This window comes from Herbidospora sp. RD11066 (assembly GCF_054661255.1).
Window position 1 is genome coordinate 57,842 of the sequence record NZ_BAAGDO010000014.1, and the last position, 25,508, is coordinate 83,349.

The 25,508-nt window shown below is 68.0% G+C and carries 24 protein-coding genes; 14 read left to right on the forward strand and 10 right to left on the reverse strand.

The window, feature by feature from the left end; all coding sequences use genetic code 11:
• Nucleotides 1-40 precede the first annotated feature (40 nt).
• Together ACYQ78_RS36325 and ACYQ78_RS36330 are read left to right on the forward strand one after the other, a co-directional pair.
• Nucleotides 41-244 carry a cold-shock protein gene (locus ACYQ78_RS36325; RefSeq protein ID WP_061298987.1) on the forward strand — a complete coding sequence of 68 codons (204 nt, stop codon included), beginning with the start codon at nucleotides 41-43 and terminating at the stop codon, nucleotides 242-244.
• Nucleotides 245-329: 85 nt separating this feature from the next.
• Complete coding sequence (locus ACYQ78_RS36330) at nucleotides 330-1,967, forward strand: alpha-amylase family protein (protein ID WP_459805519.1); 1,638 nt, start codon at nucleotides 330-332, stop codon at nucleotides 1,965-1,967.
• Here the strand turns inward: ACYQ78_RS36330 and ACYQ78_RS36335 are convergent, their stop codons facing one another.
• Both ACYQ78_RS36335 and ACYQ78_RS36340 read right to left on the reverse strand, forming a co-directional pair.
• Nucleotides 1,968-2,366, reverse strand: coding sequence for a hypothetical protein (locus tag ACYQ78_RS36335; protein WP_459805520.1), 399 nt, complete (start codon nucleotides 2,364-2,366; stop codon nucleotides 1,968-1,970). It lies immediately after the preceding gene.
• Nucleotides 2,367-2,376: 10 nt separating this feature from the next.
• Nucleotides 2,377-3,096 (reverse strand): DUF2071 domain-containing protein, encoded by a 720-nt coding sequence (locus ACYQ78_RS36340; protein WP_459805521.1) that lies wholly within the window; start codon nucleotides 3,094-3,096, stop codon nucleotides 2,377-2,379.
• A gap of 86 nt (nucleotides 3,097-3,182) precedes the next feature.
• On the opposite strand from ACYQ78_RS36340, the gene ACYQ78_RS36345 reads away from it, so the two are divergent.
• Entirely contained in the window at nucleotides 3,183-5,183 is a 2,001-nt protein-coding gene (locus ACYQ78_RS36345; protein ID WP_459805522.1) for an AAA family ATPase, read from the forward strand.
• Nucleotides 5,184-5,192: 9 nt separating this feature from the next.
• Nucleotides 5,193-6,413 (forward strand): hypothetical protein, encoded by a 1,221-nt coding sequence (locus ACYQ78_RS36350; RefSeq protein WP_459805523.1) that lies wholly within the window; start codon nucleotides 5,193-5,195, stop codon nucleotides 6,411-6,413.
• Between the two features lie 4 nt (nucleotides 6,414-6,417).
• Here the strand turns inward: ACYQ78_RS36350 and ACYQ78_RS36355 are convergent, their stop codons facing one another.
• From ACYQ78_RS36355 to ACYQ78_RS36365, 3 genes are all read right to left on the reverse strand, one after another.
• Complete coding sequence (locus ACYQ78_RS36355; protein ID WP_459805524.1) at nucleotides 6,418-7,749, reverse strand: dihydrolipoyl dehydrogenase family protein; 1,332 nt, start codon at nucleotides 7,747-7,749, stop codon at nucleotides 6,418-6,420.
• Nucleotides 7,750-7,773: 24 nt separating this feature from the next.
• Entirely contained in the window at nucleotides 7,774-8,751 is a 978-nt protein-coding gene (locus tag ACYQ78_RS36360; RefSeq protein ID WP_459805525.1) for a malate dehydrogenase, read from the reverse strand.
• A 99-nt stretch (nucleotides 8,752-8,850) separates the two neighbouring features.
• Nucleotides 8,851-9,459: a class I SAM-dependent methyltransferase gene (locus ACYQ78_RS36365; protein WP_459805526.1), complete on the reverse strand. Its 609-nt coding sequence runs from the start codon at nucleotides 9,457-9,459 to the stop codon at nucleotides 8,851-8,853.
• Between the two features lie 216 nt (nucleotides 9,460-9,675).
• On the opposite strand from ACYQ78_RS36365, the gene ACYQ78_RS36370 reads away from it, so the two are divergent.
• On the forward strand, nucleotides 9,676-11,571 hold the full coding sequence (locus tag ACYQ78_RS36370; protein ID WP_459805527.1) for a glycoside hydrolase family 6 protein: 1,896 nt from the start codon (nucleotides 9,676-9,678) through the stop codon (nucleotides 11,569-11,571).
• A gap of 210 nt (nucleotides 11,572-11,781) precedes the next feature.
• Here the strand turns inward: ACYQ78_RS36370 and ACYQ78_RS36375 are convergent, their stop codons facing one another.
• On the reverse strand, nucleotides 11,782-11,964 hold the full coding sequence (locus ACYQ78_RS36375; RefSeq protein WP_459805528.1) for a hypothetical protein: 183 nt from the start codon (nucleotides 11,962-11,964) through the stop codon (nucleotides 11,782-11,784).
• 128 nt (nucleotides 11,965-12,092) lie between these two features.
• Here ACYQ78_RS36375 and ACYQ78_RS36380 point away from each other — a divergent pair, with 128 nt between their 5' ends.
• Nucleotides 12,093-12,905, forward strand: coding sequence for a MerR family transcriptional regulator (locus ACYQ78_RS36380; protein ID WP_459805529.1), 813 nt, complete (start codon nucleotides 12,093-12,095; stop codon nucleotides 12,903-12,905).
• A 55-nt stretch (nucleotides 12,906-12,960) separates the two neighbouring features.
• Here ACYQ78_RS36380 and dapD read toward each other — a convergent pair whose 3' ends face one another.
• Nucleotides 12,961-13,917 (reverse strand): 2,3,4,5-tetrahydropyridine-2,6-dicarboxylate N-succinyltransferase, encoded by a 957-nt coding sequence (gene dapD, locus ACYQ78_RS36385; protein ID WP_459805530.1) that lies wholly within the window; start codon nucleotides 13,915-13,917, stop codon nucleotides 12,961-12,963.
• 406 nt (nucleotides 13,918-14,323) lie between these two features.
• Between dapD and ACYQ78_RS36390 the strand changes: the two genes are divergently transcribed.
• From ACYQ78_RS36390 to ACYQ78_RS36420, 7 genes are all read left to right on the forward strand, one after another.
• Nucleotides 14,324-14,896 (forward strand): RNA polymerase sigma factor, encoded by a 573-nt coding sequence (locus ACYQ78_RS36390; RefSeq protein ID WP_459805531.1) that lies wholly within the window; start codon nucleotides 14,324-14,326, stop codon nucleotides 14,894-14,896.
• Nucleotides 14,893-15,132 (forward strand): anti-sigma factor family protein, encoded by a 240-nt coding sequence (locus ACYQ78_RS36395; protein WP_459805532.1) that lies wholly within the window; start codon nucleotides 14,893-14,895, stop codon nucleotides 15,130-15,132. The genes ACYQ78_RS36390 and ACYQ78_RS36395 overlap by 4 nt, the downstream gene beginning before the upstream one ends.
• A gap of 37 nt (nucleotides 15,133-15,169) precedes the next feature.
• Nucleotides 15,170-16,399 (forward strand): glutamate-cysteine ligase family protein, encoded by a 1,230-nt coding sequence (locus ACYQ78_RS36400; RefSeq protein ID WP_459805533.1) that lies wholly within the window; start codon nucleotides 15,170-15,172, stop codon nucleotides 16,397-16,399.
• The gene (egtB, locus tag ACYQ78_RS36405) at nucleotides 16,396-17,679 is read left to right on the forward strand and encodes an ergothioneine biosynthesis protein EgtB (protein ID WP_459805534.1); all 1,284 of its coding nucleotides are present in this window, start codon (nucleotides 16,396-16,398) and stop codon (nucleotides 17,677-17,679) included. The genes ACYQ78_RS36400 and egtB overlap by 4 nt, the downstream gene beginning before the upstream one ends.
• The gene (egtC, locus tag ACYQ78_RS36410; protein ID WP_459805535.1) at nucleotides 17,679-18,386 is read left to right on the forward strand and encodes an ergothioneine biosynthesis protein EgtC; all 708 of its coding nucleotides are present in this window, start codon (nucleotides 17,679-17,681) and stop codon (nucleotides 18,384-18,386) included. The genes egtB and egtC overlap by 1 nt, the downstream gene beginning before the upstream one ends.
• Nucleotides 18,383-19,333, forward strand: a complete 951-nt coding sequence (egtD, locus tag ACYQ78_RS36415) for an L-histidine N(alpha)-methyltransferase (RefSeq protein ID WP_459805536.1) — start codon at nucleotides 18,383-18,385, stop codon at nucleotides 19,331-19,333. Before egtC ends, egtD begins: the two co-directional genes overlap by 4 nt.
• Nucleotides 19,334-19,508: 175 nt before the next feature.
• Nucleotides 19,509-20,018, forward strand: a complete 510-nt coding sequence (locus ACYQ78_RS36420; RefSeq protein WP_459805537.1) for a S1 RNA-binding domain-containing protein — start codon at nucleotides 19,509-19,511, stop codon at nucleotides 20,016-20,018.
• 97 nt (nucleotides 20,019-20,115) lie between these two features.
• Here the strand turns inward: ACYQ78_RS36420 and ACYQ78_RS36425 are convergent, their stop codons facing one another.
• Complete coding sequence (locus ACYQ78_RS36425; protein WP_459805538.1) at nucleotides 20,116-21,783, reverse strand: sialidase family protein; 1,668 nt, start codon at nucleotides 21,781-21,783, stop codon at nucleotides 20,116-20,118.
• Between the two features lie 443 nt (nucleotides 21,784-22,226).
• A complete protein-coding gene (locus ACYQ78_RS36430) occupies nucleotides 22,227-23,198 on the reverse strand; it encodes a pirin family protein (RefSeq protein WP_459805539.1) in 972 nt (323 codons plus the stop codon).
• A 78-nt stretch (nucleotides 23,199-23,276) separates the two neighbouring features.
• Between ACYQ78_RS36430 and ACYQ78_RS36435 the strand changes: the two genes are divergently transcribed.
• On the forward strand, nucleotides 23,277-24,038 hold the full coding sequence (locus ACYQ78_RS36435; protein WP_459805540.1) for a putative hydro-lyase: 762 nt from the start codon (nucleotides 23,277-23,279) through the stop codon (nucleotides 24,036-24,038).
• Nucleotides 24,039-24,046: 8 nt separating this feature from the next.
• Here the strand turns inward: ACYQ78_RS36435 and ACYQ78_RS36440 are convergent, their stop codons facing one another.
• On the reverse strand, nucleotides 24,047-25,429 hold the full coding sequence (locus ACYQ78_RS36440; RefSeq protein ID WP_459805541.1) for a dihydrolipoyl dehydrogenase family protein: 1,383 nt from the start codon (nucleotides 25,427-25,429) through the stop codon (nucleotides 24,047-24,049).
• Between the last annotated feature and the right edge of the window lie 79 nt (nucleotides 25,430-25,508).

Below are 25,508 nucleotides of genomic sequence, written 5' to 3' on the forward strand. Positions count from 1 at the left end.
GACCTGACGAGACGGTGAGGCTCCTAATAAGGAGAAGCAGTTGTCTGAAGGCACCGTCAAGTGGTTCAACGCCGAAAAGGGCTTTGGTTTCATCGCCCCCGACGACGGCACCCCTGACGTGTTCGTCCACTACTCGGCGATCAACGCCGGTGGCTACCGCAGCCTGGACGAGAACCAGCGCGTCAGCTTCCAGACCGTGCAGGGCCAGAAGGGTCCGCAGGCCGAGAACGTGACGCCGATCTAGTTTCACCCGCTCCAACACAGAAGCCGACCGATGCCTCGCGCAGCGGTCGGCTTTCTTCGTCTCGGGGTGGGTAGGGGCGGAGCCCATGCGGCTGACCCAGACCTCCGAACTGTGGTGGAAGAACGCCATCGTCTACTGCCTCGACATCGAGACCTTCGCCGACGGCAACGGCGACGGGATCGGTGACTTCCGGGGCGCCATCCAGCACCTCGACCATCTCGACCGGCTCGGCGTGACCTGCATCTGGCTGATGCCGTTCTTCCCGACCCCCGACAAGGACGACGGATACGACATCGTCGACTTCTACAGCGTCGACCCCCGCCTGGGCACCCTGGGCGATTTCGTGGAGTTCATGCGGGTGGCCCGCGACCGGGGCATCCGGGTGATCGCCGATCTGGTCGTGAACCACACCTCCGACCAGCACCCCTGGTTCAAGGACGCCCGGTCGTCCAAGGAATCGAAGCACCGCGACTGGTACATCTGGTCGGACACCCCCGAGCCCGACGACCCCAAGGGCGTGGTCTTCCCCGACCAGGAGGACAGCCTCTGGCAGCTCGACGAGAAGACCGGCCAGTACTACTTCCACCGCTTCTACAAGTTCCAGCCCGACCTCAACACGTCCAACCCCGAGGTTCGGGACGAGATCGCCCGGATCCTCGGATTCTGGATGGAACTGGGCCTGTCGGGCTTCCGGGTCGACGCGGTGCCGTTCCTGGTCGAACGGGTCCTGGAGAAGGACGACAGCCTGCCCGACCCCCACCTGTTCTTCGCCGATCTCCGCGCCTTCATGAACCGCCGGGACGGCACCGCGATGCTGCTGGGGGAGGTCAATCTCCCGTACGACGACCTGATGGCCTATTTCGGTGACACCCCGCTCGGCAACGAGATCACCATGTGCTTCGACTTCATCGGCATGCAGCGCATGTACCTGTCGCTGGCCCGGGAGGACTCCCGTCCCCTGGCCGAAGCCCTGCGGGAACGGCCGCTGCCGCCGAAGGACAGCCAGTGGGCCTCGTTCGTGCGTAATCACGACGAACTGACCCTCGACAAGCTCACCAAGAAGGAGCGCGAAGAGGTCTTCGCCGCCTTCGCCCCCGACGAGGACATGCGGATCTACGACCGGGGCATCCGGCGCCGCCTGCCGACCATGCTCGACGGCGATCCGCGCCGCATCCGCATGGTCTACAGCCTGCTGTTCGCCCTGCCCGGCACCCCCGTGCTGTTCTACGGCGAAGAGATCGGCATGGGGGAGAACCTCGCCATCGAGGGCCGCCAGTCGGTCCGCACCCCGATGCAGTGGACGCCCGGGAGGCACGCCGGATTCAGCGCCGTCGAACCCGCCATCCCCCTCACCGGTGGCCCGTTCGGCCCGTCGGAGGTCAGCGTGAGCGCCCAGCGGCGCGACCCCGACTCGCTGCTGTCGTGGATCGGCCGTCTCGTGGAGCAGTACCGGGAGGCGCCCGAGCTGGCCTGGGGCGGCTACGAGGTGCTCGACGGCGGCGACGACGCGGTTCTGGTGATCCGGAACGGGGGGATCGTGACCCTGCACAACTTCGCCGGCCGGGCGACCAAGGTGACCCTCGACCTCGACGCCGACGGGAAGGTCCTGGCCGACCTGTTCTCCGACGACGTCGTGGAGATCACCGGAGGAAGCGTCGAGGTCGACGTGGCCGACTACGGCTGCCGCTGGTTCCGCGTCTCCGACCCGGAGACCGCGCCCTAGTTACGAGTGGCGGGCGATCATGATCCGGGTCCGGAGCGCGTCGAGGAAGTAGCTCCCCCCGGATCCCTCGTCGAGGGGCAGCAGGTAGGCGCTGGCCTCGTTCACCCCGAACCACTGGGTGTGCACGTGGATGCCGCCCTCGCCGCGCCTGATGTCGGCATTGGCCAACCGGCCGCCGAGTCGCATCGAGGCGCCGTCGGGGCGCACCATCACGATCACGATGAGGGCCGGGGTGAGGACCCCGGCGCTGAGATGCCCCGTCCCGCTGCTGCGGGTCTGGCAGCACATGACGACCCGATCCGTCAGGTCGCCGAGCAGATGCTGGTCGGCATAGCCGTCGATGAGAACCCGCAGCCGGACATCGAGATCGTCGAACGCGCGGATGGTCGTCTCCGTCATGGCGAGCATCCTAGGAAATGCGTGGGGGGACATGGACGTCAAAATGGAGAGACGCCTGCCCCAGAACTGAATGAGGTTCCTGTTCCGGTTCGACCAGTTCCAGCTCCTCGAACAGCCGGAATCCGGCATGCGCCGCTTCGAGGAAAACGGGCTCCATGACGGGGTGCCACACGCTGTAGGTCCCGACCGACCGCCGCCCCTGGAACCAGCCCCGCGTGGGGTGCGTGAGCAGCGACAACCAGTCGTCTCCCAGGCCGTCGAGGGGGTACGGCGCCACGCCCGACGCCCGGCACTCCGCGTCGTCGGCGTCGAGTTCCCAGCGGGGTTCCGGACCCCAGTCGCCCGTGATCGCGATCCGGGTGCGCCGCCACGGCATCCCCCAGAGGTGGCGCGGCACCGCGACGAGCGGGTGGTCGAGGGCGGTCCGGAAGAACCAGACGCCGGGATCGCCGTCGCAGGTGACGTAGGCGCGGTAGTTGATCTGGCCGCAGGCGATCGCGACGGGCGGGCAGAACCGGAAGTGGAAGTCCCGATCCCGGAACGCCACCGCCGACACCAGTGAACCGGAGCCACCCGCCGCCCAGTCGAACCGCATGGGGGCGAAACCGGGCGGAAGCAGGGCGGCCAGCCGCTCGGCGGACACCCGGAAGCTCACGATCGCGAAGTCGTCGAGCTCGCTCTCGGCATGATGCCACCGCCGAGCGGGGCGGGGAGTTCCGGCGAAGACCACGTCAGACCTTCTGTTGGGCGCCAGGTGTCGCGCATGTCCATCTATATCGCACGAAGACCGGTACGCGCCCCGATAGGGTCGTCTCTATGGGGCCCAGCGATTTGACCAGCCGCGATGCTGTCTTCGAAGCAATGGAGGAGTACGACCACATTGGCCGCGACCTCTTCGCCAAGAAATATGGCTTTGGCAAGTCGCGGAAATTCGTCGTCAAGTATGACGGCAGAGAGTACGACTCGAAGCCTCTCCTCGCGGCCGCGCATGGTTACGAATATCCGAACCTCGGGCCATTGCCCAATAATTTCAGCGGCGGAGACCAGACTGTCAACACCCTGCAGCGGCTAGGGTTCGATATAGGTGCCCCCTCGGAAACTCCCATAAGTATATCCTTTGATCGCGGGGATACTCAGCTATTTGCGCGCTACCCGAAGCCGGTCAGATGGGGAAATGAGACTGTACCGCTAGAAGATCAGAAGCACTTCAAGGGGATATGGGAGCGGCTCAAAGTCATCGCTTCATGGCTTCAGGAGAATGCCGGGATCGATGTCGACATGGTTGCTATCGCCAGCGGGTATCAGGCTAATGCCACCACATCTAAGGATATCTGGAGCTGCATTCATCCGGCCAGTGTTCCAAATAAATCTTTTGCCCTACAGGTCGCCTGTATCATCTCGGTGCGAGGGGCGGAAATATGTTTATGTCTTGGTGCGGGCAAAGCTCAGATGACGGAACGCGATAAAGTGAAGGTGGCTGAGGAGGCTTTCCAGGCCCTTCACGATCGCTTGCGATCCGTTCCGCCCGACCTCATCCAGCGAGTGGCTGCTGCTCTCCCCGAAGGGGTACGGTTTCGCAAGTCGTGGCGTGAGGAGCCTGGCCGCGGTGAGTTCAGCTCACTTGAAGAATGGCTGGCCTTTGCCGGAAGTCCTGGCCAGACCCAAGCTAGTGTGTCTCTCTATCTCGGCCCAGAAGAGCTGGAAAAGGCAGGCCCTGAAGTGGCTGGCATGTTCTTGGACATGGCCAATGCCGCTGCGCCTCTCTTCGAGTATTGCTACGCCGGCGAGGTTGCAGTAATGAAACCCGTAGAGACCTTCAATGCTGCCTCACTCGAGGCCCTGGCCAGTGCGCGGGGCTTGTACCTAGAGGGGCAAACCCTTCGGTCCGTTGCCGCGGCGATCCGAAGCGGTAAACACATCATCCTGACTGGCCCACCAGGTACGGCCAAGACCACGCTCGCAGAGGTCATCTGCCAGCTGGGCGAGCAGGCGGGCTGGTGCAGCGGCTACACGCTCACCACCGCAACCGCTGACTGGACGACCTTCGAGACGATAGGCGGGCTACGGCCGAGCGGCGATAACGGAAGCCTGAAGTTCTGCGACGGCCTCTTCCTCACGGTGATACGCGGAGACCGCTGGCTCATCATCGACGAGCTCAATCGATCTCAATTCGACCGCGCTTTCGGCCAGATGTTCACAGTGCTTTCGAACCAGCCGGTCGTCCTGACTCACAGCAATGGTGAGCGGCTGATTGCGCTGGTTCCCGAAGGTGCGGAGGGCCGGTATCCCTCTAGTGAATACGACGTGATCCGGGTCTCCCGTTCGTGGCGCATCGTGGCGACGATGAATGTGTTCGATAAGTCGCTTCTCTTTGAGATGTCCTATGCGCTCATGAGACGGTTCGCGTTCATCGAAGTTCCGCCGCCAGGCGCAGATATCGCTGAAAAGCTGTGGCGCTCCGAACTTGAAGGGATGGAGCCTGATCGAGAGGTAGTTCTCAACGAAGTAGTAAGAGGTATCTACGAGACCGTTGCCATCAAGCAGTTCGGTCCGGCGACCTTCAAAGACATGGCGCGGTTCGCCCGCGAATATGTGGGCGACGACGAGATCACCACTGAACTCCAGCATGAACTGGCTTTCCAGCTTTTCTACAGCTTTCTTCTGCCTCAGTTCGAAGGAATCACTTTAGAGCAAGGCGAGACTCTGTATGCGAAAATGCTGAAGCATATTGGCATGGAGAATAAGAGCCGGATTGAGCGCACGATGACTGATGTCCTTGGGCTGCCGGCCGGTCACTTCAATTCTTCCAACTCGTAAGGCTGGCAGATGAGGACCATTCCGTGGGACCGGGCAGCACGGATCGCCGAGGTGCGGAATGTCATCTGGTCCTACGTATCCCCGGCATCAGAGCCCGCGTTGCCGGGGATACTTGCGGCGGCAGCTCTCCTGCGGTGGCCAGAGGCGGAAGCGATGCGTCTCGGGGAACTGCAATTCCTGCTGTCGCCCGAAGTGGATGCCTTTCTCAAAGACTTGCCCAACCTGCTCAGGCGCCTGTCGACGACGACGTCACGGGAGGAACAGCAGTCCGAGGATCGTGTTGACGGTGTCATCCGCTGGCCTGCAACCTTGGCCATTCGGGCTTCTTCAGGCCAGCAAACGCTGTTCGTCACTGAACAGTCGAACCGTCACTATCAGGCGCCCGTAAACGAGCTGATCGTGGCTGTTCTCGATGCGATCGTCCGGACCGCTCAAGAAACTGGGTGGGCGGACAAAGTGCAGAAGAGCTGGGCTGGCCAGCAGGTCCGTGATCGGCGCGATGCGGCGCAGCGCCTGCAAGGCCACTCAGTCCTCACTGGCATCGAACGGCACAGACCATCTGACCGTGCCATCGGAAAGATCAGATCAGGACGCGAGGCCGTGCGTTTTGCCAGCGTCCTCGGCGCCTACGACAAGCTCGTCCGGTTGGTGGAGCGGGCTGACCGGGCGGCTATCCGGGAGGCCATTGAGAATGCCGGCCTGGTGACGAGCATCGAATCCACGCTCTTCGAACTGCTCGTCACTTTTCAGGTGATCGACAACTTGCGTGCGAACGGCTGGGCCATGAAGCCCTTCTTCACCTTCAACGGAAGCGTGGCCAGCGACGGCAGCAGTGCAGACGGCCGGGAACTTCGGCTCTGGTACCAGTCCGCCCCAAGCGAGCTGGTTCAGGGCAATCTCTATAGGAAGATCCTCAAGTCCCACCAGTTCACGCGCATCCAGGAGCTTCGCCCAGATCTAGTGCTTCGCTGGACCAATCCTGCAGGTGAGGACCGCTGGCTGCTCGTCGAGTGCAAGCACACGGAAAAGGCGCCAGAGGGGGCAGCCCGCAAGGCCCTTTCCGACTTGCTCATCTACCGTCGGGTATTCGAACCAGCTCTCGCCACGCCGAGCCCCCCTTACGGACTCGGAGTCGTCTGGGGCGAAGGACTTGACCCGGCGGTGGACGAAGAGATCGTGCTCTGTACGCCTGACACACTGGCTCAAGCGGTTCGACAGATCGTGCTCTGACGCCTTATCTCAGGAGGTTCTTCAACGCGTCCTCGATGCCTCGGTGGAAGGTCGGGTAGGCGTACATCATCGACCGGAGGGTCGGCACGGGCACCCGGGCGTGGACGGCCACCGCCAAGGCGCCCATGACCTCGCCCCCGACCGGCCCGACGGCCGTCGCGCCGACCAGGACGTCGCCGGAGGCGACCAGTTTGATCAGGATGTCCTTGGTGTCGTGGATCCAGTCGCGGGCTCCGGCCGTCGTGGTGCCGACCGTTACGGCCAGGCCCTCGTCGCGGGCCTGCTTCTCGGTCAGGCCGACCGCGCCGATCTCCGGGTCGGTGTAGGTCACCCGGGGGACCGCGCGGTAGTCGGCCCCGGCGACCTCGCGGCCGAGGATGTCGAGCGCGGCGATCCGGCCCTGGTAGTTGGCCACGTGGGTGAACCCGCCCCGCCCGGTCACGTCTCCGGCGGCCCAGACCCCGTCGGCGGCGCGCATGTGGGGATCGGTCGGGATGTACTTCTGGTTCTCGTCGATGCCGACCACCGACAGCCCCGTCAGGTCGGTCGTGCGACCGGCCACGACCAGCAGTCTTTCGGCTTCGAGGACCTCGTCCCCTGCCGTCACGCGGAAGCCGCCGTCGTGGTCGACGCGGGAGGCGGACACCCCGGTCAGCACCCGGATGCCCTCGTCGCGGAAGACCCTGGCGATCAGCCGTCCGGCCTCCGGCTCCTCGCCCGGGAGGAGGCCCGGAGCCGACTCCAGGATGGTGATCCTGGTGCCGAAGCGGGCGAACACCTGGGCCAGTTCGAGGCCGATCGCGCCGCCGCCGAGCACGATCATCGACTCGGGCGCGGACTCGGTGGTGATCGCCTCGCGGTTCGTCCAGAAGGGCGTTCCGGACAGTCCATCGAGGTCCGGGATCGCCGGACGGGTGCCGGTGGAGATCAGCAGGCCCCGGCGGGCGCGGAGCACCCGGTCGCCCACGGTGACCTCGCGCGGGCCGGTGACGGTGCCGTGGCCGCGGACGAGATGACCGCCCTTCTTCTCGAAGCGGTCGACCGCGGCCTGGTCGTCCCAGTGGTGGGCGGCCTCCTCGCGGACCCGCTTCGCCACCGGGGACCAGTCGGGGACGACGGTCGCCGCGCCGGCCAGGTCGGAGACGCGCCGGGCCTCGCCCAGCACGTGGGCGGCCCGGATCATCATCTTCGACGGCACACAGCCCCAATAGGGGCATTCGCCGCCGACCAGCTCGGCCTCGACCGCGGCCACACTCAGCCCGGCCTCGACCAGCCGACCGGCGGCGTCCTCGCCACCTGGGCCCATGCCGAGCACGATCACGTCGAATTCGTCCATGCCCGGCTACCTGCCCCGAAGGCGTCAGATCAGGCCGAGCTCCTTGACCGCGTCGCGCTCCTCCTGGAGCTCCTTGACCGTGGCGTCGATCTTCGAGCGGGAGAAGTCGTCGATGTCCAGGCCCTGGACGATCTCCCACTGGCCGTTCCGCGAGGTGACCGGGAAGGAGGAGATGAGGCCCTCGGGCACGCCGTAGGAGCCGTCGGAGACGATCGCGGCGGAGGTCCAGTCGCCCTCGGGGGTGCCGTTGACCCACGAGTGGACGTGGTCGATCGCGGCGTTGGCGGCCGAGGCGGCGCTCGACTGGCCACGGGCCTCGATGATCGCGGCGCCGCGCTTGGCGACCGTGGGGATGAAGGTGTCCTTCAGCCACGACTGGTCGACCAGCTCGGCGGCGATCTTGCCACCGACCTCGGCGTGGTAGAGGTCGGGGTACTGCGTGGCGGAGTGGTTGCCCCAGATCGTCATCTTCTTGATCTCGGTGACCGGGACGCCCAGCTTCGAGGAGAGCTGCGACAGCGCGCGGTTGTGGTCGAGCCGGGTCATGGCGGTGAACCGGTCGGCCGGGACGTCGGGCGCGTGCTGCTGGGCGATCAGCGCGTTGGTGTTGGCGGGGTTGCCCACCACCAGGACGCGCACGTCGTCGGCCGCGTGGTCGTTGATCGCCTGGCCCTGCGGGCCGAAGATGCCGCCGTTGGCCGACAGCAGGTCGCCGCGCTCCATGCCCGCCGTGCGGGGACGGGCGCCGACCAGCAGCGCGACGTTGGTCCCGTTGAACGCGTAGTTCGGGTCGTCGGTGATGTCGATGCCCTTGAGCAGCGGGAAGGCGCAGTCGTCGAGCTCCATCGCGGTGCCCTCGGCGGCCTTCAGGGCCGGAGTGATCTCCAGCAGGCTCAGCTGAACCGGAACGTCCGGGCCGAGCAGGTGCCCCGAGGCGATGCGGAAGAGCAGGGCGTAACCGATCTGGCCGGCCGCGCCGGTGACGGTCACTTTGACGGTCATGACGATTCCCCTTCGGGCGGTGTACGTGTCCTGCGGATGCTACTCGCCGGTGGGCGCCCACTTATGCTCAGGCCACGGGTTTGCGGCAAACGGTGTCGGTTACACACGAGTTTCGGCGACCTTGGTGAAGGTGATCGAGTAGCGCCACATCAGGTGCCGCCGGTAGACGGCGCCGGGCAGAACCCGGTGGGTCAGCGCGCGGACCTGCGACCACGTGTGATCGGGGTCCTTCATGGGCATGCCGGGTGGGTCCGGCGGATAGCGGTGGCTGCCGTTCTTGATCCAGTTCAGCGCGAACGACGCCGGGATGGCGGCCAGGGCCCGGGGCAGGTCGCGCGGCAGCTCCTCGGCGGCGAGCCCGAGGACGGCCAGGGTGCCGCCGGGGCGGACGAGATCGGCATGGGCCCGCAGCCCCGTCTCGAAGTCCATGTGGTGGATCATCAACACGGATGTGACGAAGTCGTAGGGACCTCCGGTCCAGTCTTCGAGATCAGACTGTACGTATCGAGCGCCGCCCCCCGCCTCCGTCGCCTGGCGGATCATCTCGGCGGAGCGGTCGATCCCCGTCACGTCGGGGCAGCGCGCGGCGAGCTTCCTGGCGAGTGAGCCGGAGCCGCAGCCGATGTCGAGGGCGGAGGCGCAGTTCGGCGGCATGGCCTTGAGAAGAACGCCGTGGTAGTGGCTGTTGTGACGCCAGACTTCCGTCATATGACGCGAATCTAGCTGAAACTTTCAGGTCACAAACGGCGTTTTCGCCCGGTGACCGGCCGACGTGTGCGCTGGTCGCCGCCGGTGCTGGTGTTCTCCGGTGGAAGCGGGGGAGGCTGGGGGCGGACGGTCTTCCTGTACGGCACGGAACCGCGCACCTAAGGTCCGTGGGAGCGCTCCCAGCGCGCAGTGAATCATCGCAGGAGGACCCCCGCAATGAGATCCACCCCCCGATCCGGAGCAGCGCGCTCCCGACTGCGCCGCGGCCTCGCCGCGCTCGCGGTGGCCGCGCTCGGATCCACCATGGCCGTCGTCACGGCCACGTCCGCCCAGGCGGCGGTCACGTGTGACGTGACGTACACCACCAACGACTGGACCACGAGCCCCGGTCAGGGCGGCTTCACCGCCAACGTGACCGTGCGCAACACCGGCGACGCGCTCTCGAGCTGGAGCCTCGGCTTCACGTTCCCGAACTCGGGCCAGCGCGTGACCCAGGGCTGGTCGGCCAACTGGACGCAGAGCGGCGCGAACGTGACCGCGGCGAACATGCCGTGGAACAACAGCCTCGCCAGCGGCGCCACGCTGTCGCTCGGCTTCAACGGCACGTGGACCGGGAGCAACCCCAAGCCGGCCGCCTTCTCCGTGAACGGTGTGAGCTGTGGCGGGACGACTCCGTCCCCGTCCCCGTCGCCGTCTCCCTCGCCGAGCCCCTCGCCGTCGCCGTCTCCCTCGCCTTCGCCGAGCCCTTCGCCGTCCCCCTCGCCGTCCCCGTCTCCGTCGCCTTCTCCCTCACCCTCGCCGTCTCCCTCGCCCAGCCCGTCGCCTTCGCCGTCTCCGTCGCCGCCCGGTCCGCGGGTGGACAACCCCTATGCGGGTGCGGCCGGTTACGTGAACCCCGACTGGTCGGCCAGCGCAGCCTCCGAGCCCGGTGGCTCCGCCGTGGCGAACACCTCGACGGCCATCTGGCTGGACCGGATCGCCGCCATCACCAGCGGTTCGGCCGGTAACAACAGCAAGGGCCTGCGCGACCACCTCGACCTGGCCGTCGCCCAGGACGCCGCCAACGGCTCCACGCCGGTGACGATCCAGGTCGTGATCTACAACCTGCCCAACCGTGACTGCTCGGCTCTGGCCTCCAACGGTGAGCTGAAGGTGTCGCAGAACGGCCTGAACCGGTACAAGACCGAGTACATCGACCCGATCGCCTCGATCATGTCCGACAGCAAGTACGCCAACCTGCGCATCGTGGCGATCATCGAGATCGACTCGCTGCCGAACCTGGTGACGAACCTGAGCCTGACCGCCTGCCAGGAGGCCAAGAACAGCGGCGCCTACGAGCAGGGTGTGGCCTACGCGCTCGGCAAGCTCTACGCCATCCCGAACGTCTACAACTACGTGGACGCCGGTCACCACGGCTGGCTGGGCTGGGACACCAACTTCGGCCCGTCGGCCGACCTGTTCGGCTCGACCGCCGACCTCGCGACCGGCGGCAAGGCCACGGTGCACGGGTTCATCACCAACACCGCCAACTACAGCGCCCTGACCGAGCCCTTCTTCACGGTCAACGGCTCCGTGAACGGCCAGCAGATCCGCCAGTCGCGGTGGGTGGACTGGAACTTCTACATTGACGAGCTGACCTTCGCCCAGGGCTTCCGTCAGCGCCTGATCCAGGAGGGCTTCTCCTCCAACATCGGCATGCTGATCGACACCTCGCGCAACGGCTGGGGCGGTTCGGCCCGTCCGACCGCGGCCAGCACGTCGACCGACCTGAACACCTTCGTGAACAACTCGCGCGTCGACCGTCGTATCCACGCCGGCAACTGGTGCAACCAGAGCGGTGCGGGCCTGGGCGAGCGTCCCCGCGCCAACCCCGCCACTGGTATCGACGCCTACGTGTGGGTGAAGCCGCCGGGCGAGTCGGACGGTTCGAGCACCCAGATCGCCAACAACGAGGGCAAGGGCTTCGACCGGATGTGCGACCCGACGTACACGGGCAACGACCGCAACGGCAACAGCGCCACCGGCGCTCTGGCCAACGCCCCGCTGTCGGGCCACTGGTTCTCGGCCCAGTTCCGCCAGCTTCTGGCGAACGCCTACCCGCCGATCAGCTAGCGGCGCCTGCGTGACGGGAGCCCCGGTGTCTTCGGACGCCGGGGCTTTCCGGCGTTACGACGCCCTGGTCGCGCGGCCGGTTGTGCGCCGGATGCGGCGCGATCCGGCGGCGGGGGGCGGGGTGGGGAGGGCGGAGCCGTAACGGAGAAAGAGCTTGGGTCTGTGGCTTTTCGAGCCCCGGTGCCGGGCGGCGCCGGGGCTCGGCGGGGGTCATGACCAGTCCGGCGTCTTGCTCTTGCCGCCGCGGGCCAGCTTCATGACGCCCATGACGGCGAGGCCGATGACGCCGATGATCAGAACCCACTTGAGGAGCCCGAAGACGAGCCCGATGAGCCAGCCGATGACGAAGAAGGCGGCGATGGCGATGACGGCGTACAGAAGAATGCGTCCCATAGGCTTCACGGTAAGCCGCTTTTGGGGAGAAAGCGCGGGTCAGGCGGCAACATCAGGGACAACTCAGGGGCGTCTCAGGGACGGCCGTTGACCCTCACACGGTGTCAGCCGATTCACTCGGAGGTGTCATGTACGGCATCGGAGACTTCGCCAGAATCGGCCGCGTGTCGGTGCGGATGTTGCGCCACTACGACGCTCTCGGCCTGCTGACCCCCGCCCGCGTCGACCCCGCGACGGGCTACCGCTCCTACGAGGCCGCCCAGCTCAGCCGCCTCAACCGCCTGGTCGCCCTGAAGGACCTCGGATTCACGCTCCAGCAGATCCGCGGCGTCCTCGACGACAAGGTCGGCGTGGCCGAACTGCAGGGGATGCTGCGGCTCCGCCGGGCCGAACTGGAGGCCCAGGTGCTCGCCGACGGGATCAGGCTGCGAGGGGTCGAGGCGAGGCTCCAGATCATCGAGAAGGAGGGCGTCATGCCCGCAGACGTGGTCGTGAAGTCGGTTCCCCCCGTTCGTGTGGCCGAGCTGTCGGCGGTGGCCGAGAGCTACCAGAGCGAGCACATCGGACCCGTGATCCAGCCGCTCTACCCGGAGCTCATCGCCCGGCTGAACAAGGCGGGAGTGGAGATCGCGGGCCCGGGGATCGCCTATTACGAGTCGGCGGCGGACGGGGGTGTGAAGATCCACGCAAGCTTCCCCGTCAGCGTGGCCCCGGATCCGGCCTACGACTTCGACGTGGTCGACCTGCCGGGGATCGAGCGGGCCGCGACGATCATCCACCACGGGCCGATGGACGGCGTGGACGCGACCGTCCAGGGCCTGCACCGCTGGATCGAGGACCACGGGGAGCAGGGGACGGGGTTCAGCCGGGAGGTCTACCTGGAATATGGCATGGGCGACCCGGAGAACTGGGTGACCGAGCTCCAGGAACCGCTGGTCTAACCGGCCCGCACCGCCGCCCAGCCGATGGATGGGCGGCGGCCCGCAACGGGTGTGCTCAGTCGTTGGCGTGGAGGGCGGCGTTGAGTTCGATCTTTCCGCCGGTACGCTGCTTGACCACGACGGTGCCGGTCACCGAGTCGCGGAGGAACAGCAGGCCGTCTTGGCCCGACAGTTCCTTGGCCTTGACGATCGTGCCGTCGGGCAGGGTCACCTTGGTGCCGGCGGTGACGTAGAGGCCCGCCTCGACCACGCAGTCGTCGCCCAGGGAGATGCCGATGCCGGCCTGGGCGCCGATCAGGCAGCGGCGGCCGACCTGGATGATCTCCTTGCCGCCGCCCGACAGGGTGCCCATGATCGAGGCGCCGCCGCCGACGTCGGAGCCGTCGCCCACCACGACACCGGCCGAGACGCGGCCCTCGACCATCGAGGTGCCGAGGGTGCCGGCGTTGAAGTTGACGAAGCCCTCGTGCATGACGGTCGTACCGGACGCCAGGTGGGCGCCGAGGCGGACCCGGTCGGCGTCGCCGATGCGCACACCGCTCGGCAGGACGTAGTCGACCATGCGGGGGAACTTGTCGACCGAGTAGACGGTCACCTGGCCCCTGGCCCGCAACCGGCCGCGGACGTTCTCGAAGCCCTCGACCTGGCAGGGGCCGTGGTTGGTCCACACGACGTTGGTCAGTAGGCCGAATACGCCCTCGAGATTGGCCTGGTGGGGCTGGACCAGCCGGTGGGACAGCAGGTGAAGGCGCAGGTAGACGTCGTAGGTGTCGGCCGGCGGGTCGGTCAGCTTGCCGATCCCGACCTGGACGGCCACGACCTCGACGTCACGGTCGGGGTCTGCTTTGACCAGGCTCGCCAGCTCGCCGACCTCGACCGCGGCCAGCCGCCGGACGCCCGGCTCGCCGGGGTCGCCCAGGACGGGGTTGGGGAACCAGACGTCGAGGACCGCCCCGTCGGGGGTGACGGTCGCGAGCCCAACACCGTGAGCACCGGATTCGATGAAAGTCACGGTTCAAGAACCTACCGTCCCGGCTCCGGCCCGCACGACGCGGGGACTCCGCCTGTGGATAACCGATTTGTCGCCCGGAACCCGGCTCAGCTGCGGAAACGCTTTCGCCCGAAAGTCGAGATGTCGATCTCCGCGACCCATGGGCTTTTCACGCTGAGTGACCATGAAGGGGTGCTGCATCTGACGCCCGCCGAGCCGGGCGACCATCGGATTCGCTGGTATCTACCGGATATCAACCACGGGGAGCATGCGATCGTCACGTTCCCTGGAGACCCTGCCAAGAAGTTCGTTCACAGAGGGTGATTAGGTAGACGTGGGGAGATGCCGGGCAGGGAGGACATCTCGGGCATCGGACGTTCACGGGAGGGTCGCGGGAATGTCGGAGGGCGTCGTTAGGGTCGGTGAGGTGACCGATTTTCCGCCCGATCCGGTGATCGTGGCCGGGTTGCGCAGCGGCGACGAAGCGGTCTTCGCGCTGCTCCTCGACGAATGGTCGCGAGGCATGCTGCGGCTCGCCCGGTCATATGTGTCGACGGCGGCGTCGGCGGAAGAGGTCGTCCAGGACACCTGGCTCGCCGTGATCCGGGCCGTCGGCACCTTCGAGGGCCGGTCGTCGCTGCGCACGTGGGTTTATCGCATCCTGGTCAACACCGCCCGGAGACGTGGGGAGCGAGAGAGCCGTACGATTCCGGTGAGCAGCGTCGGTGGCGAGCGTCCCGACGGCGTGCGGCCCGAGGGCGGTCCCGAGGGGGCGGCGCTGGCCGGCGAGGTCAGAGAACTGATCGAGAAGGCCGTGGGCACCCTCCCGTCCCGCCAGCGTGCCGTGATCACCTTGCGCGACATGGAGGGTTACGGCTCCGACGAGGTCTGCGAGATCCTGTCGATCTCCCCGGCCAACCAGCGGGTGCTGCTCCACCGGGCCAGGGCGGCCGTCCGCGACCACCTGGCCGCCTACTACGACGGGATCGGAGGGCCATGAACTGCGACGAGTTCGCCGAACTCGTGACCGCCTTCCTCGACGACGCCCTCGACTCCTCCACGCGTCCCCTCTTCTGCGACCACCTGGCCTCCTGCGCCGGTTGCGCCGGGTTCTACGGCCAGTTCGCGGCCACCATCACCGCCCTCGGCGACCTCCCCGCCCCCGATCTGTCCCCGCCGACGCGATCCCGCCTGCTGACGGCCTTCCGCGAAGCGAGTTCAGAAATCTCGGAATGAGGCGTAACGCCGGGGGCGGTCGTGGATCTGAGTGTTCATGGCCGATGTGCTGGCGTACGCGGAAGGCTGTTTCAGGGGGAGTCCCGGCGATCAGGTCGGAGTGGAGCTGGAGTTCCTCGTCCACGACGTGACCGACCCGGCGCTGATCGTGCCCATCGCCCGGGTCACCGACGCCCTCGGCGGGGCGGCCCTTCCCGGCGGAAGTGTGATCACCTTCGAACCCGGCGGCCAGATCGAGCTGTCGGCGCCACCCGGGTCCCTGCCGGTGGCCGTGGCCGCGCTCCAGCGGGACGTCGGTCTCGTCCGGTCGGCTCTCGGCGCCGGGGGGCTCACGCTCGGGCGGTCGGGGGTCGACGGTCACCGGCGGCCGCTGCGCCAGCTGCACACTCCGCGCTACGACGCCATGGCCGCTTGTCTGGGGGAGCCTTATGGGCCGTTGATGATGTGCTCGACGGCGTCGATCCAGGTCAATCTCGACTTCGGGGCCGATCCTTTCGTCCGCTGGAGCCGGGCTCACCTGTTCGGGCCCGCTTTGGTGGCGGCGTTCGCGAACTCTCCCGGGCCGGTGCCGGGGTTCGAGTCGTGGCTGTCGGGGCGGCAGGCGATCTGGCTGGCCCTCGACCCGTCACGCACGGCGCCAGTGGGCCGGGGCCCTGCCGGGCCGGATCGCGTTGACACAAGTGATGACGTGGGGATGGCCTTGAACGGCCATTCGGCGGAATCGGGCGCCAGGAGACCTCCACCGTCCGATTGGGCCGCCTATCTTCAGGCCGCGCGGCTGATGCTGGTGCGGGAAGACGATGGGTCGTTCCGTCAGGTGGCGGCAGGTGCGCATCGGTTCCGTGACTTCCAGATCGTCGCCGGGCGCCGGCCCACCCCCGATGACGTGGCGTATCACGCCACCACGCTCTTTCCGGCCGTCCGGCCGCGCGGGTTCATGGAGATCCGCTACCTCGACGCGCTCGGGCCGGTCGCCTGGCCGGTCGCCGTCGCGGTCGCCTACGCCCTGGTCGTCGACGACGAGGCCGCCGCCGCGGCGGCCCACGACGCGCTGGCCGTCGCCGGGCAGTGGTCGGAGGCCGCCCGATGCGGGCTCGCGGCGCCGCACATGCGGCGGGCCGCCGTCACGGCCTTCCACGCCGCCGTCAGGGCGCTGCCCCGCTGGGGCGCGCCGCAGAGCCTCGTCGACCAGGTCACCGACTACGCGGTGCGGTTCGTCGAACCCGGCCGGTCCCCGGCCGCCGACCTCCTAGTGGAGACGCGATGAAGGAACAGATCGCCGCCCAGCTCATCGCCGTGCGCGACCGATCCTTGAGCTATACCGACGCCGACGACCACCTGCTCGTCCACCAGCACTCCCCGCTGATGTCGCCGCTGGTGTGGGACCTCGCCCACGTCGGCAACTACGAGGAACTCTGGGTGCTGCGGGAGGTCGGCGGGATCACGCCGCTGCGGCCCGAGATCGACGACATCTACGACGCGTTCAAGACCCCGCGCCGCGACCGTCCGACCCTGCCGATGCTGGGGCCGGCGGAGGCGCGCAAATACATCGAGGGTGTACGCGGCCGCGTGCTCGACGTCCTCGACAAGGTCGACTTCGACGATCCGCATCCACTCAAGTCGGGCGGGTTCGTGTTCGGGCTGGTCATCCAGCACGAGCACCAGCACGACGAGACCATGCTCGCCACGCTCCAGCTCTCCCGCGAGCCCGGCCTGGTCGGCGACGGCGACCTGCCCATCGGGCGGCCGGTGTCGGGTGAGGTGTTCGTCCCGGGCGGGCCGTTCACCATGGGCACCGACGTCAACCCGTGGGCCTACGACAACGAACGCCCCGCTCACACCGTCGACCTTCCGGCCTACTGGATCGACCGGGTGCCCGTCAGCAACGGCGACTACCTGGCCTTCGTCGAAGACGGCGGCTACCGCGACCCGCGCTGGTGGCACCCCGAGGGCTTCCGGCTGGGCCTCCAGGCGCCGCTGTTCTGGACCCGCGACGACGGCGGCACCTGGTGGCGCACCCGCTTCGGCCGCGCCGAGCAGATCCCGCCGAACGAGCCGGTGCAGCACGTGTGCTGGTACGAGGCCGACGCCTACGCCCGATGGGCGGGCAGACGTCTGCCGACCGAGGCCGAATGGGAGAAGGCCTGCGCCTGGAGCCCCGAAGAGGGGCGGGCGCGGCGCTACCCGTGGGGCGACGAGCCACCGACTCCGGAACTGGCCAACCTCGGCCACCGCGCCGCGCGCCCGGCGCCCGTGGGCGCCTACCCGGCCGGAACCAGCCCTTATGGCGCCGAGCAGATGATCGGTGACGTCTGGGAGTGGACGTCGTCCACGTTCTCCGCCTATCCGGGGTTCCGCGCGTTCCCGTACCGCGAATACAGCGAGGTCTTCTTCGGGCCCGACTACCGCGTGCTGCGCGGCGGTTCGTGGGCGGCCGACCCCGCGGCCGTGCGGGCGACCTTCCGCAACTGGGACTATCCGCAGCGCCGCCAGATCTTCTCCGGGTTCCGCTGTGCCCGCGACGCCCGCCCGGCGGAGGCTCACTGATGTGCCGTCACGCCGCCTGGCTCGGCGAACCCCGCCCGCTGTCGTCGCTGATCCAGCAGCCCGACCACGGCCTGCTGAAACAGTCCTACGTGCCGAGGCGGCAGCGCTGGGGCACCGTCAACGCCGATGGTTTCGGCATGGGCTGGTACACCGGCGATCGCGTCGTCCGCTATCGCCGGTCCATCCCGATGTGGGCGGACGCCAACCTCGAAGGCCTGGCCACGTCGGCGATCTCCACCTGCCTGATCGCGGCGGTCCGCTCGGCCTCGGTCGGCATGCCGATCGAGGAGACCGCCACCGCCCCCTTCATGGAGGGCAAGTGGCTGCTCAGCCACAACGGCCGGGTGCCCGGCGAGGCGCTGACCGGCCTGAAGGCCCATGAGGCGGAGAGCACCTGCGACTCCGCGAAGCTCGCCGCCGGGGTGTTCGCGCTCGGGCGGCTGGGCTGGGCGCTCGGCGACGCCCTCGCCGAGATCACCACGGCGGCCGGAGGCGCCGACGCCGAGGCGAGAGTGAACCTCCTCGCCACTGACGGACAGACGATCGCGGCCACGACCTGGGGCGACACGCTTTTCGTGCGGTCGCTCCCGGAGGGGGTGCTGGTGGCCAGCGAGCCGCTCGACGACCGCGACGACGGCTGGGTCAGCGTGCCCGACCGGACCCTCGTGATCGTCACGCCCGACGGAATCGACTGGAGGGACCTGTGAACCTCATCGACGCTGACTACCTGCGTCAGGCACTGGAGAACGACGTCCGCGCGGGCCTCGCGGCGACGCCGAAATGGCTGCCGCCCAAATGGTTCTACGACGCCTGCGGCAGCGAGCTCTTCACCAAGATCACTCGCCTGCCCGAGTATTATCCGACCCGCCGTGAGCTGGCCATTCTCAAGGCCCACGCGCGGGAGATCGCCAAGGTGAGCGGCGCCGCGACCCTGGTCGAACTCGGCTCCGGCACCTCGGAGAAGACCGAACTGCTCCTCGACGCCCTGGCCTCGGCCGGGACGCTTCGCACCTACATGCCCGTCGACGTCGACTCCGTGACCCTCCAGGCCGCGGCCGACCGGCTGTCGGAACGGTTCGAGGTGGTCGGCGTGTGCGCCGACTTCGAGAACCACCTGTCCCAGCTCCCGCAACGGCAGGGCCGGATGGTCGCCTTCCTGGGCGGCACCATCGGCAACCTGGAGCCACCGGCCCGCGAGGTCTTCTTCAAGGAACTCCGCGCGACCCTGACCGACGGCGAGACCTTCTTGCTGGGCGCCGACCTGGTGAAGGACACGTCCCGGCTGATCGCGGCCTACGACGACTCGGCCGGGGTGACGGCGGCCTTCAACCGGAACGTCCTGCGCGTGATCAACCGCCGACTCGACGCCGACTTCGTCCCGGCCGATTTCGCCCACGTGGCGATCTACGACACCGACAACGACTGGATCGAGATGCGCCTGCGCGCGACCAAGGACATGGTCGTCCACGTCAGGGCCCTGAACCTGCGGGTGACCTTCGCCGAGGGCGAGGAGATGCGCACCGAGATCAGCGCCAAGTTCCGGCGGGCGGGGCTGACCCGGGAACTGGCGATGGCGGGGTTCGAGGTGGAGCGCTGGTACACCGACCCGGATGGGGACTTCGCGCTGGTCCTGTCCCGGGCGGTGCCACGCTGATTTCCGTGTACGTCATCCAATAGGCCCCAGGTCCATCACGATGGCACCTGGGCGCTCTGGGTGGCGGCACGTCTGCGCGGCTGGATATCGCTGAGCCATGGAAATCTCCTAATCTCGATGGACCATGGAGGATTCGCCAGAACTGCGAACCGGTCTGAGGTCCGAGCAGACGGATGTGGACGACGTGCCGTCTGAATCCGATCGCGCCCTGCGCGACAAGGCGGAGAAACTCGAGTGCGGGCAGGTCTGCCGTGGCGTGGTGTCCGCCGTGATGCGGTTCGGCATTTTCGTGGACATCGGCGGCGTGGAGGGGATGGTGTCGGCCGCGAACGCGTCGTGGCGATGGTTCGAGCGTTTCGAGGACATCACCGAGGTCGGGCAGGAGGTCGTCGTGATGGTCCTGGACGTCGATCTCGACCGTCTGCGGATCTCCCTGTCGCTGAAGGCGTTGCAGGAAGATCCCCTGATCGCGTTCGCCCGGACCCAACTGGGTGAGGTCTTCACCGGGCCGGTAACGGAGGTCGTTCCGCCGGGAGCCTTCGTCGAACTGGCGCCGGGTTTCGAGGGAGTCCTGCCCACCGCGGAGTTTCCCGATGGCGAACCTCCGGCCGAAGGCCAGAGGCTTCGGGTCCGACTGCGTGACATCAATCTCAAGAGTCGCCGGTTGACGCTGGGTCCTGCCTGAGAAGTCGCAGGAGATGACTTCCCATTGCTTGTCGACCCGGTGACGCGTCGGTAGGAGCCGGGGATGACTGCTCGGAAAGATCACCCCAGCCCGCTTTTCAGGCCGGGTTCTCCGGCATCGTCGGGGTCAGCCGGGTCCAGGCGATCCTGGCCTCCGCCGCGTTCCCCCCGCGCGTTCCCATCACCCAGTGGCTCAGCTGGGGTGTCTCTCCGCTGTCCTGGAGCACCCATGTCACCCCGGTGTCGGTGCCGTCCCGGAACAGGCGGGCCACTCCCGCGCTGTCGGTCACGACCTTCCAGACCGCCGGGGTCGCGGGAACCGCGAGCACGCGTTCCCAGGTCGTCGACCCTTTGCGCATCGTCCAGACGCCGCCCTTCTGGACCGTCAGCATGAGCCGCCGTGCTCCGTTGCACACCTTCGTCCCCAGGCAGACGCCCTGCCCGGTCGCGGGGTCGAGGGCGCTGTCGTCCACGATCTCGCCGTGGAATTCCACCGTGAAGTCGCACATCTCGGTCAAGGTCTTGCGGGCTCCGGCCGCTTTGGCCGTCGTCGACCGCAGGCGGAGGCCGCCGTCGGAGCCGAGGGTGGCGCCCGGGTCGAGGGTCCAGCGGCCGGGGGCGAGGTCCTTGGGGAGGGGTGCGTCGAGGGTCAGGCGGGCGACCTTGATCTCGATCTGGTTGTGTTCCCAGACGACCGCGAGGACGCCGGGGGAGATCTCGGTCGCGCTCGGGTAGACGTCCCAGCCGCGTGCGGTCGTTTTCGTCAGGCGGGGGCCGTCGGCGAACAATCGGCCGGGCTGCCAGGGTTCGCCGGGATTGGCCACCTTGTAGTGGAGGACCTCACGGAAGCGGTCGGGGCGGGGTTCCCTGATGGGGCCGGCGAAGGTGTTGTAGAGGGCGATCTCCCGGCCGGTCGAGTCGATCATGAAGAACGTCTTCACGTAGAAGTTCGGCAGGTCGGGGTGGAGCCGCATCGCTGCCCAGGTCAGGCCGCCGTCGGTGCTTGTGGTGGTCGCGCAGTGGGCGGCCGAGACGCGGTAGTAGGGCTCGCGGTCCTCCGGCCGGGCACGGCGGACCAGCGCTCGGGTCACCATGACCAGGGTGCCGTCGGGGCGCAGGGCGATCTGGGGTTCCTCGACGCCGATGCCGGGCGGGTTGGCGGCCAGCGCGCCCGCCTTCCAGGTCTTCAGGTCGGTCGAGCGCAGGACCGCCGCCTGGGAGGCTCCGGTGCCCTGGCGCCAGAACGGGACCGTCCACACGCCGCCGACCTTGACCGGCTTGCCGGCGATCACGACGCCGCGGGTGTTGGGCGGGACGTCGACCGTGATCGGCTGGTCGGTCCAGGTCGTGCCGCCGTCGGGGGAGCGCTTCAGGGTCAGGTGGACGGGGAATCCATCGACGTCGGATTCTTCGCGGTCCTCGGCGATGGTGATCCTGCCGAGGAGGGCGTACACGACCGGGCCTTCGGCGAAGAGCATCGCGTAGTGGTAGCGGTGCCTGTCGGTGGCCGCCGCCAGGGTGCCCTTCTTCCAGGTGGTGCCGCCGTCGCCGGTGACGGCGAACTTGATGGTGCCCTGGTCGGTGGGGGTGCGGTCGATGGGGTCGTGGACGCCCGAACGCCAGCAGACGATCCAGCGGCGCGCGTCGAGGGCCACGATGTCCGGAACGCGGTTGCCCTCACGGGCCAGTTCCCCCGCCGCGTCGCGGACCACGGTCGCGTCGACGACGACGGGACGGCTGACGCCGGCGCCCACCATTTCACTCATGGGATACCACCGAAGCGAAGCATGCGCCCGCTTTCAATAGATGCGAGATGAATTCATAGGCTTCGACCTGGCGATCAGCCGGGCGGCAAGCGAACTGCAAGCGATGCCAAATACAACTAAGTCACGAAAAGCACCACGTTATCGGGGGATATTGAGATGCGTACCACTCGGCTCATCACGCGCCCGCGTCGGGACGAGGAGTCCGGCTGCATCGGCGACGTCCGCCACCCCTCGGTCACGCACCGGTTGAGAAGAAATCGGTGGGTTCGCGATTGATCGTCTGATGTCCGGGAACTGGTCGGTCCCACGAACAGTTCCCGTGCCGACGGCACGAGAACCAAACGGGAACAGGTATACCGTCCCGCCACCGGCGGGTGGACGGGATCGTCGCGGATCTCGGCGAGTTTGGCGCACAGCTCGCCGAGATCCACCCGTTCCGTGAATCAGTGGTGCCCTGCCGGGATCGTCCCCAGCCGGCCCGCCTGGAAGTCCTCGAAGGCCTGGGCCAGTTCCGCCTTCGTGTTCATCACGAACGGCCCGTAGTGCTCGACCGGCTCCCCGATCGGCTTGCCGCCCAGGATGATCACTTCCATGTTCGGCGACCGGGTGTCCTGCGTCTTCGCCGCCGCCAGGGTGATCGTCTCGGCCTGGGTCGCCCCGAAGCCCTCGTACACGGCGAGTTGACCCATCTCGATCGGCTGGCCGTCGGCTCCGGCGGTTCCCCGGCCGGACAGCACGTAGGCGAGAGCGTTGAAGTCGGCCCGCCACGGGATCGTCAGCCGCGCCCCGGGCGTGATGCTCGCGTGGATCAGCGTGATCGGCGTGTGGGTGGCCCCCGGGCCGAGGTGCCCGGCGACGTCACCGGCGATGACCCGCACGAGCGCGCCACCGTCGTGGCTGCTCAGCAGGGCGACCTTGGTGCGGCCGATGTCCTGGTACTTGGGCGCCAGCATCTTGGACTTGGACGGCAGGTTCACCCAGAGCTGGATCCCGTGGAACAGGCCGCCCTTCTGGACGAGCCACTCCGGCGGCGCCTCCTTGTGGAGGAGGCCGGAGCCGGCGGTCATCCATTGGGTGTCACCGTTGGTGATGGTTCCGCCGCCGCCGTGGGAGTCGGTGTGGTCGAAGACGCCGTCGATGATGTACGTCACCGTCTCGAAGCCCCGGTGCGGGTGCCACGGCGTGCCCTTGGGCTCGCCCGGTGCGTAGTCCACCTCGCCCATCTGGTCCATCATGATGAACGGATCGAGATACTTTGGCTTGATCGTGGCCAGCGCTCGTCTGACCGGGAATCCCTCGCCTTCGAAGCCTGTCGGCGCGGTGGCGACCGTCAGGACCTTGCGCTCGTGCACGGCCGCCATGGGCTCCGGCAGCCGGGGGAGGGTGAGCGGGTTGTCCACGGTTACGGCGGGCATCTGGCTGTCCTTCCTGTCGTGTCGACTATGCACCCACAACTTGGTTGAGGATTCAACTATTCCGGAGGACGCACCCGAATGACCCCTCACGAGGCCCGGCTCCGGTTCCGGGCCGGGCTGAAGGCGCCCACCGCGGGGTGGTGTCCGGGTTACGCCCAGGCCAACCTGCTCGCGGTGCCCGCGGACCTCGCATACGACATGCTGCTCTTCGCGCAGCGCAATCCCAAGCCCTGTCCGATTCTGGACGTCGGAGATCCCGGGGCCACCAGCCTGCCGATCTTCGCCGGGGACCTGCGCACGGATCTGCCGGGATATGTCGTGTACGAGAACGGCGCGCCCGTCGCCGAGGTGACCGATGTCTCCCGGTTCTGGCGGGATGATCTCGTACCGTTCCTGATCGGGTGCAGTTTCACCTTTGAAGACGCGCTCATCCGAGAGGACATTCCGGTCAGGCATGTCGAGATGGCGCTGAACGTGCCGATGTACCGCACGTCGGTGCCGTGCCGTCCGGCCGGGCGGCTGTCGGGGCCGCTGGTGGTGTCGATGCGGCCGATCCCGGCGGCGCGGGTCGCCGACGCGGTGCGGGTGACCGCGCGTTATCCGCAGGTCCACGGCGCGCCGGTGCACATCGGCGATCCCGCGGGGCTGGGGATCGACGACCTCGGCGCGCCCGACTTCGGCGATCCGGTCGAGGTGCGGCCGGGGGAGGTGCCGGTGTTCTGGGCCTGCGGAGTCACTCCGCAGGCCGCCGTGATGGCCGCCGGGATCCCGTTCGCGATCGGCCACGCGCCGGGGCACATGGCGATCACCGACGTCCGGGATGCCGCTTACGTGGTCTAAGGGCCGGTCTAGAGGCCGTAGGTCTCCAGCAGGCGCAGCCAGACCTCGCTCACCGTCGGGAACGACGGCACCGCGTGCCAGAGCTTCTCGAGGGGCACCTCGGCGGTGATCGCGATGGTCGCGGAGTGGACGAGTTCCGCCACAGCCGGGGCCGCGAAGGTCACCCCCACGAGCACCTTGCGGTCTTCGTCGATCACGGCCTTCGCGCGCCCGATGTAGCCGTCGGCCGACAGGTAGGCGCCGGTGATGCCGCTCATGTCGTACTCGACGGAACGGACGTTGAGACCGCGCCGCCGCGCCTCCTCTTCGGTGATCCCGACCGCCCCGACCTGCGGGTCGGTGAAGACCACCTGGGGCGGGCCGTAGTGGTCGGCCTGGTCGCGCATCGACGGCAGGTCGTCGGCGCGGCGGTTGGCGCGGGCCGCGATGACGTCGCCGCAGAGCCGTGCCTGGTATTTGCCCATGTGGGTGAGCAGGGCGCGGCCGTTGGCGTCGCCGACCGCGTACAGCCAGTCGAGGCTGGTCGAGCGCATGCTGTCGTCGACCTCAATCGGACGGCCGTCGGGCAGCCCGACGGTCTCCAGGCCGATGTCCACGCCGATGCGGCGGCCGGTCGCGACCAGGATCTCGTCGGCGGTCAGCGTCGTGCCGTCGGACAGATGCGCCACGACCTCACTGCCGGTCCGCTCGACCCGCTCGATGTTCGTGCCGAACCGGATGTCGATGCCCCGGGCCGCGAGCGCGTCGGCGACCATCGTGGCGGCGAAGCTCTCACACCGTTCGAGCAGCCGGTGCCTCCGCACGATCATGGTCGTCTCGGTCGCGCCGAGCGCGTGCAGCGCCTGGGACATCTCACACGCCACCACGCCGCCGCCGAGCACGATCAGCCGGCCGGGCACCTTCTTCACGCCGGTGGCCTCGCGGTTGGTCCACGGCTTCGCCTCGGCCAGCCCCGGGATCGGCGGGATGGCCGCCAGGCTGCCCGTCGCCACCACCACGGCGTGCCGCGCGGTCAGCACCCGGCCGCCGACCTCGACCTTCTTCTCACCCGCGAGCCGCGCCCGGCCCCTGATGTACGTCGAGGGCAGCGACTCCAGCCAGCGCGCCTGGCCGTTGTCGCTGTAGTCGTTCACCGCCCAGTCACGCCGCGCCAGCACCGCCTGGACGTCGATCGGCTCCACCGTCAGCCCGGGAGCCCGCTCGACCTCACCGGCCAGGTCGACCGGGCGCAGCAGCGCCTTGCTCGGCACGCACGCCCAGTAGGAACACTCGCCTCCGGCCAGCTCGGCCTCGATCACGGCGACCGACAGGCCACCGCGTACGGCCCGGTCGACCACGTTCTCCCCGACCGGGCCCGCGCCCATAACGATCACGTCGAAGACGTCAGCCATCTCTTCCTCCCGTTGATCTCCGAGACGACCGTATCCCGCGGGCCGCTAGATCCGATCTAGCACGCGGTCTCGCGCCTAG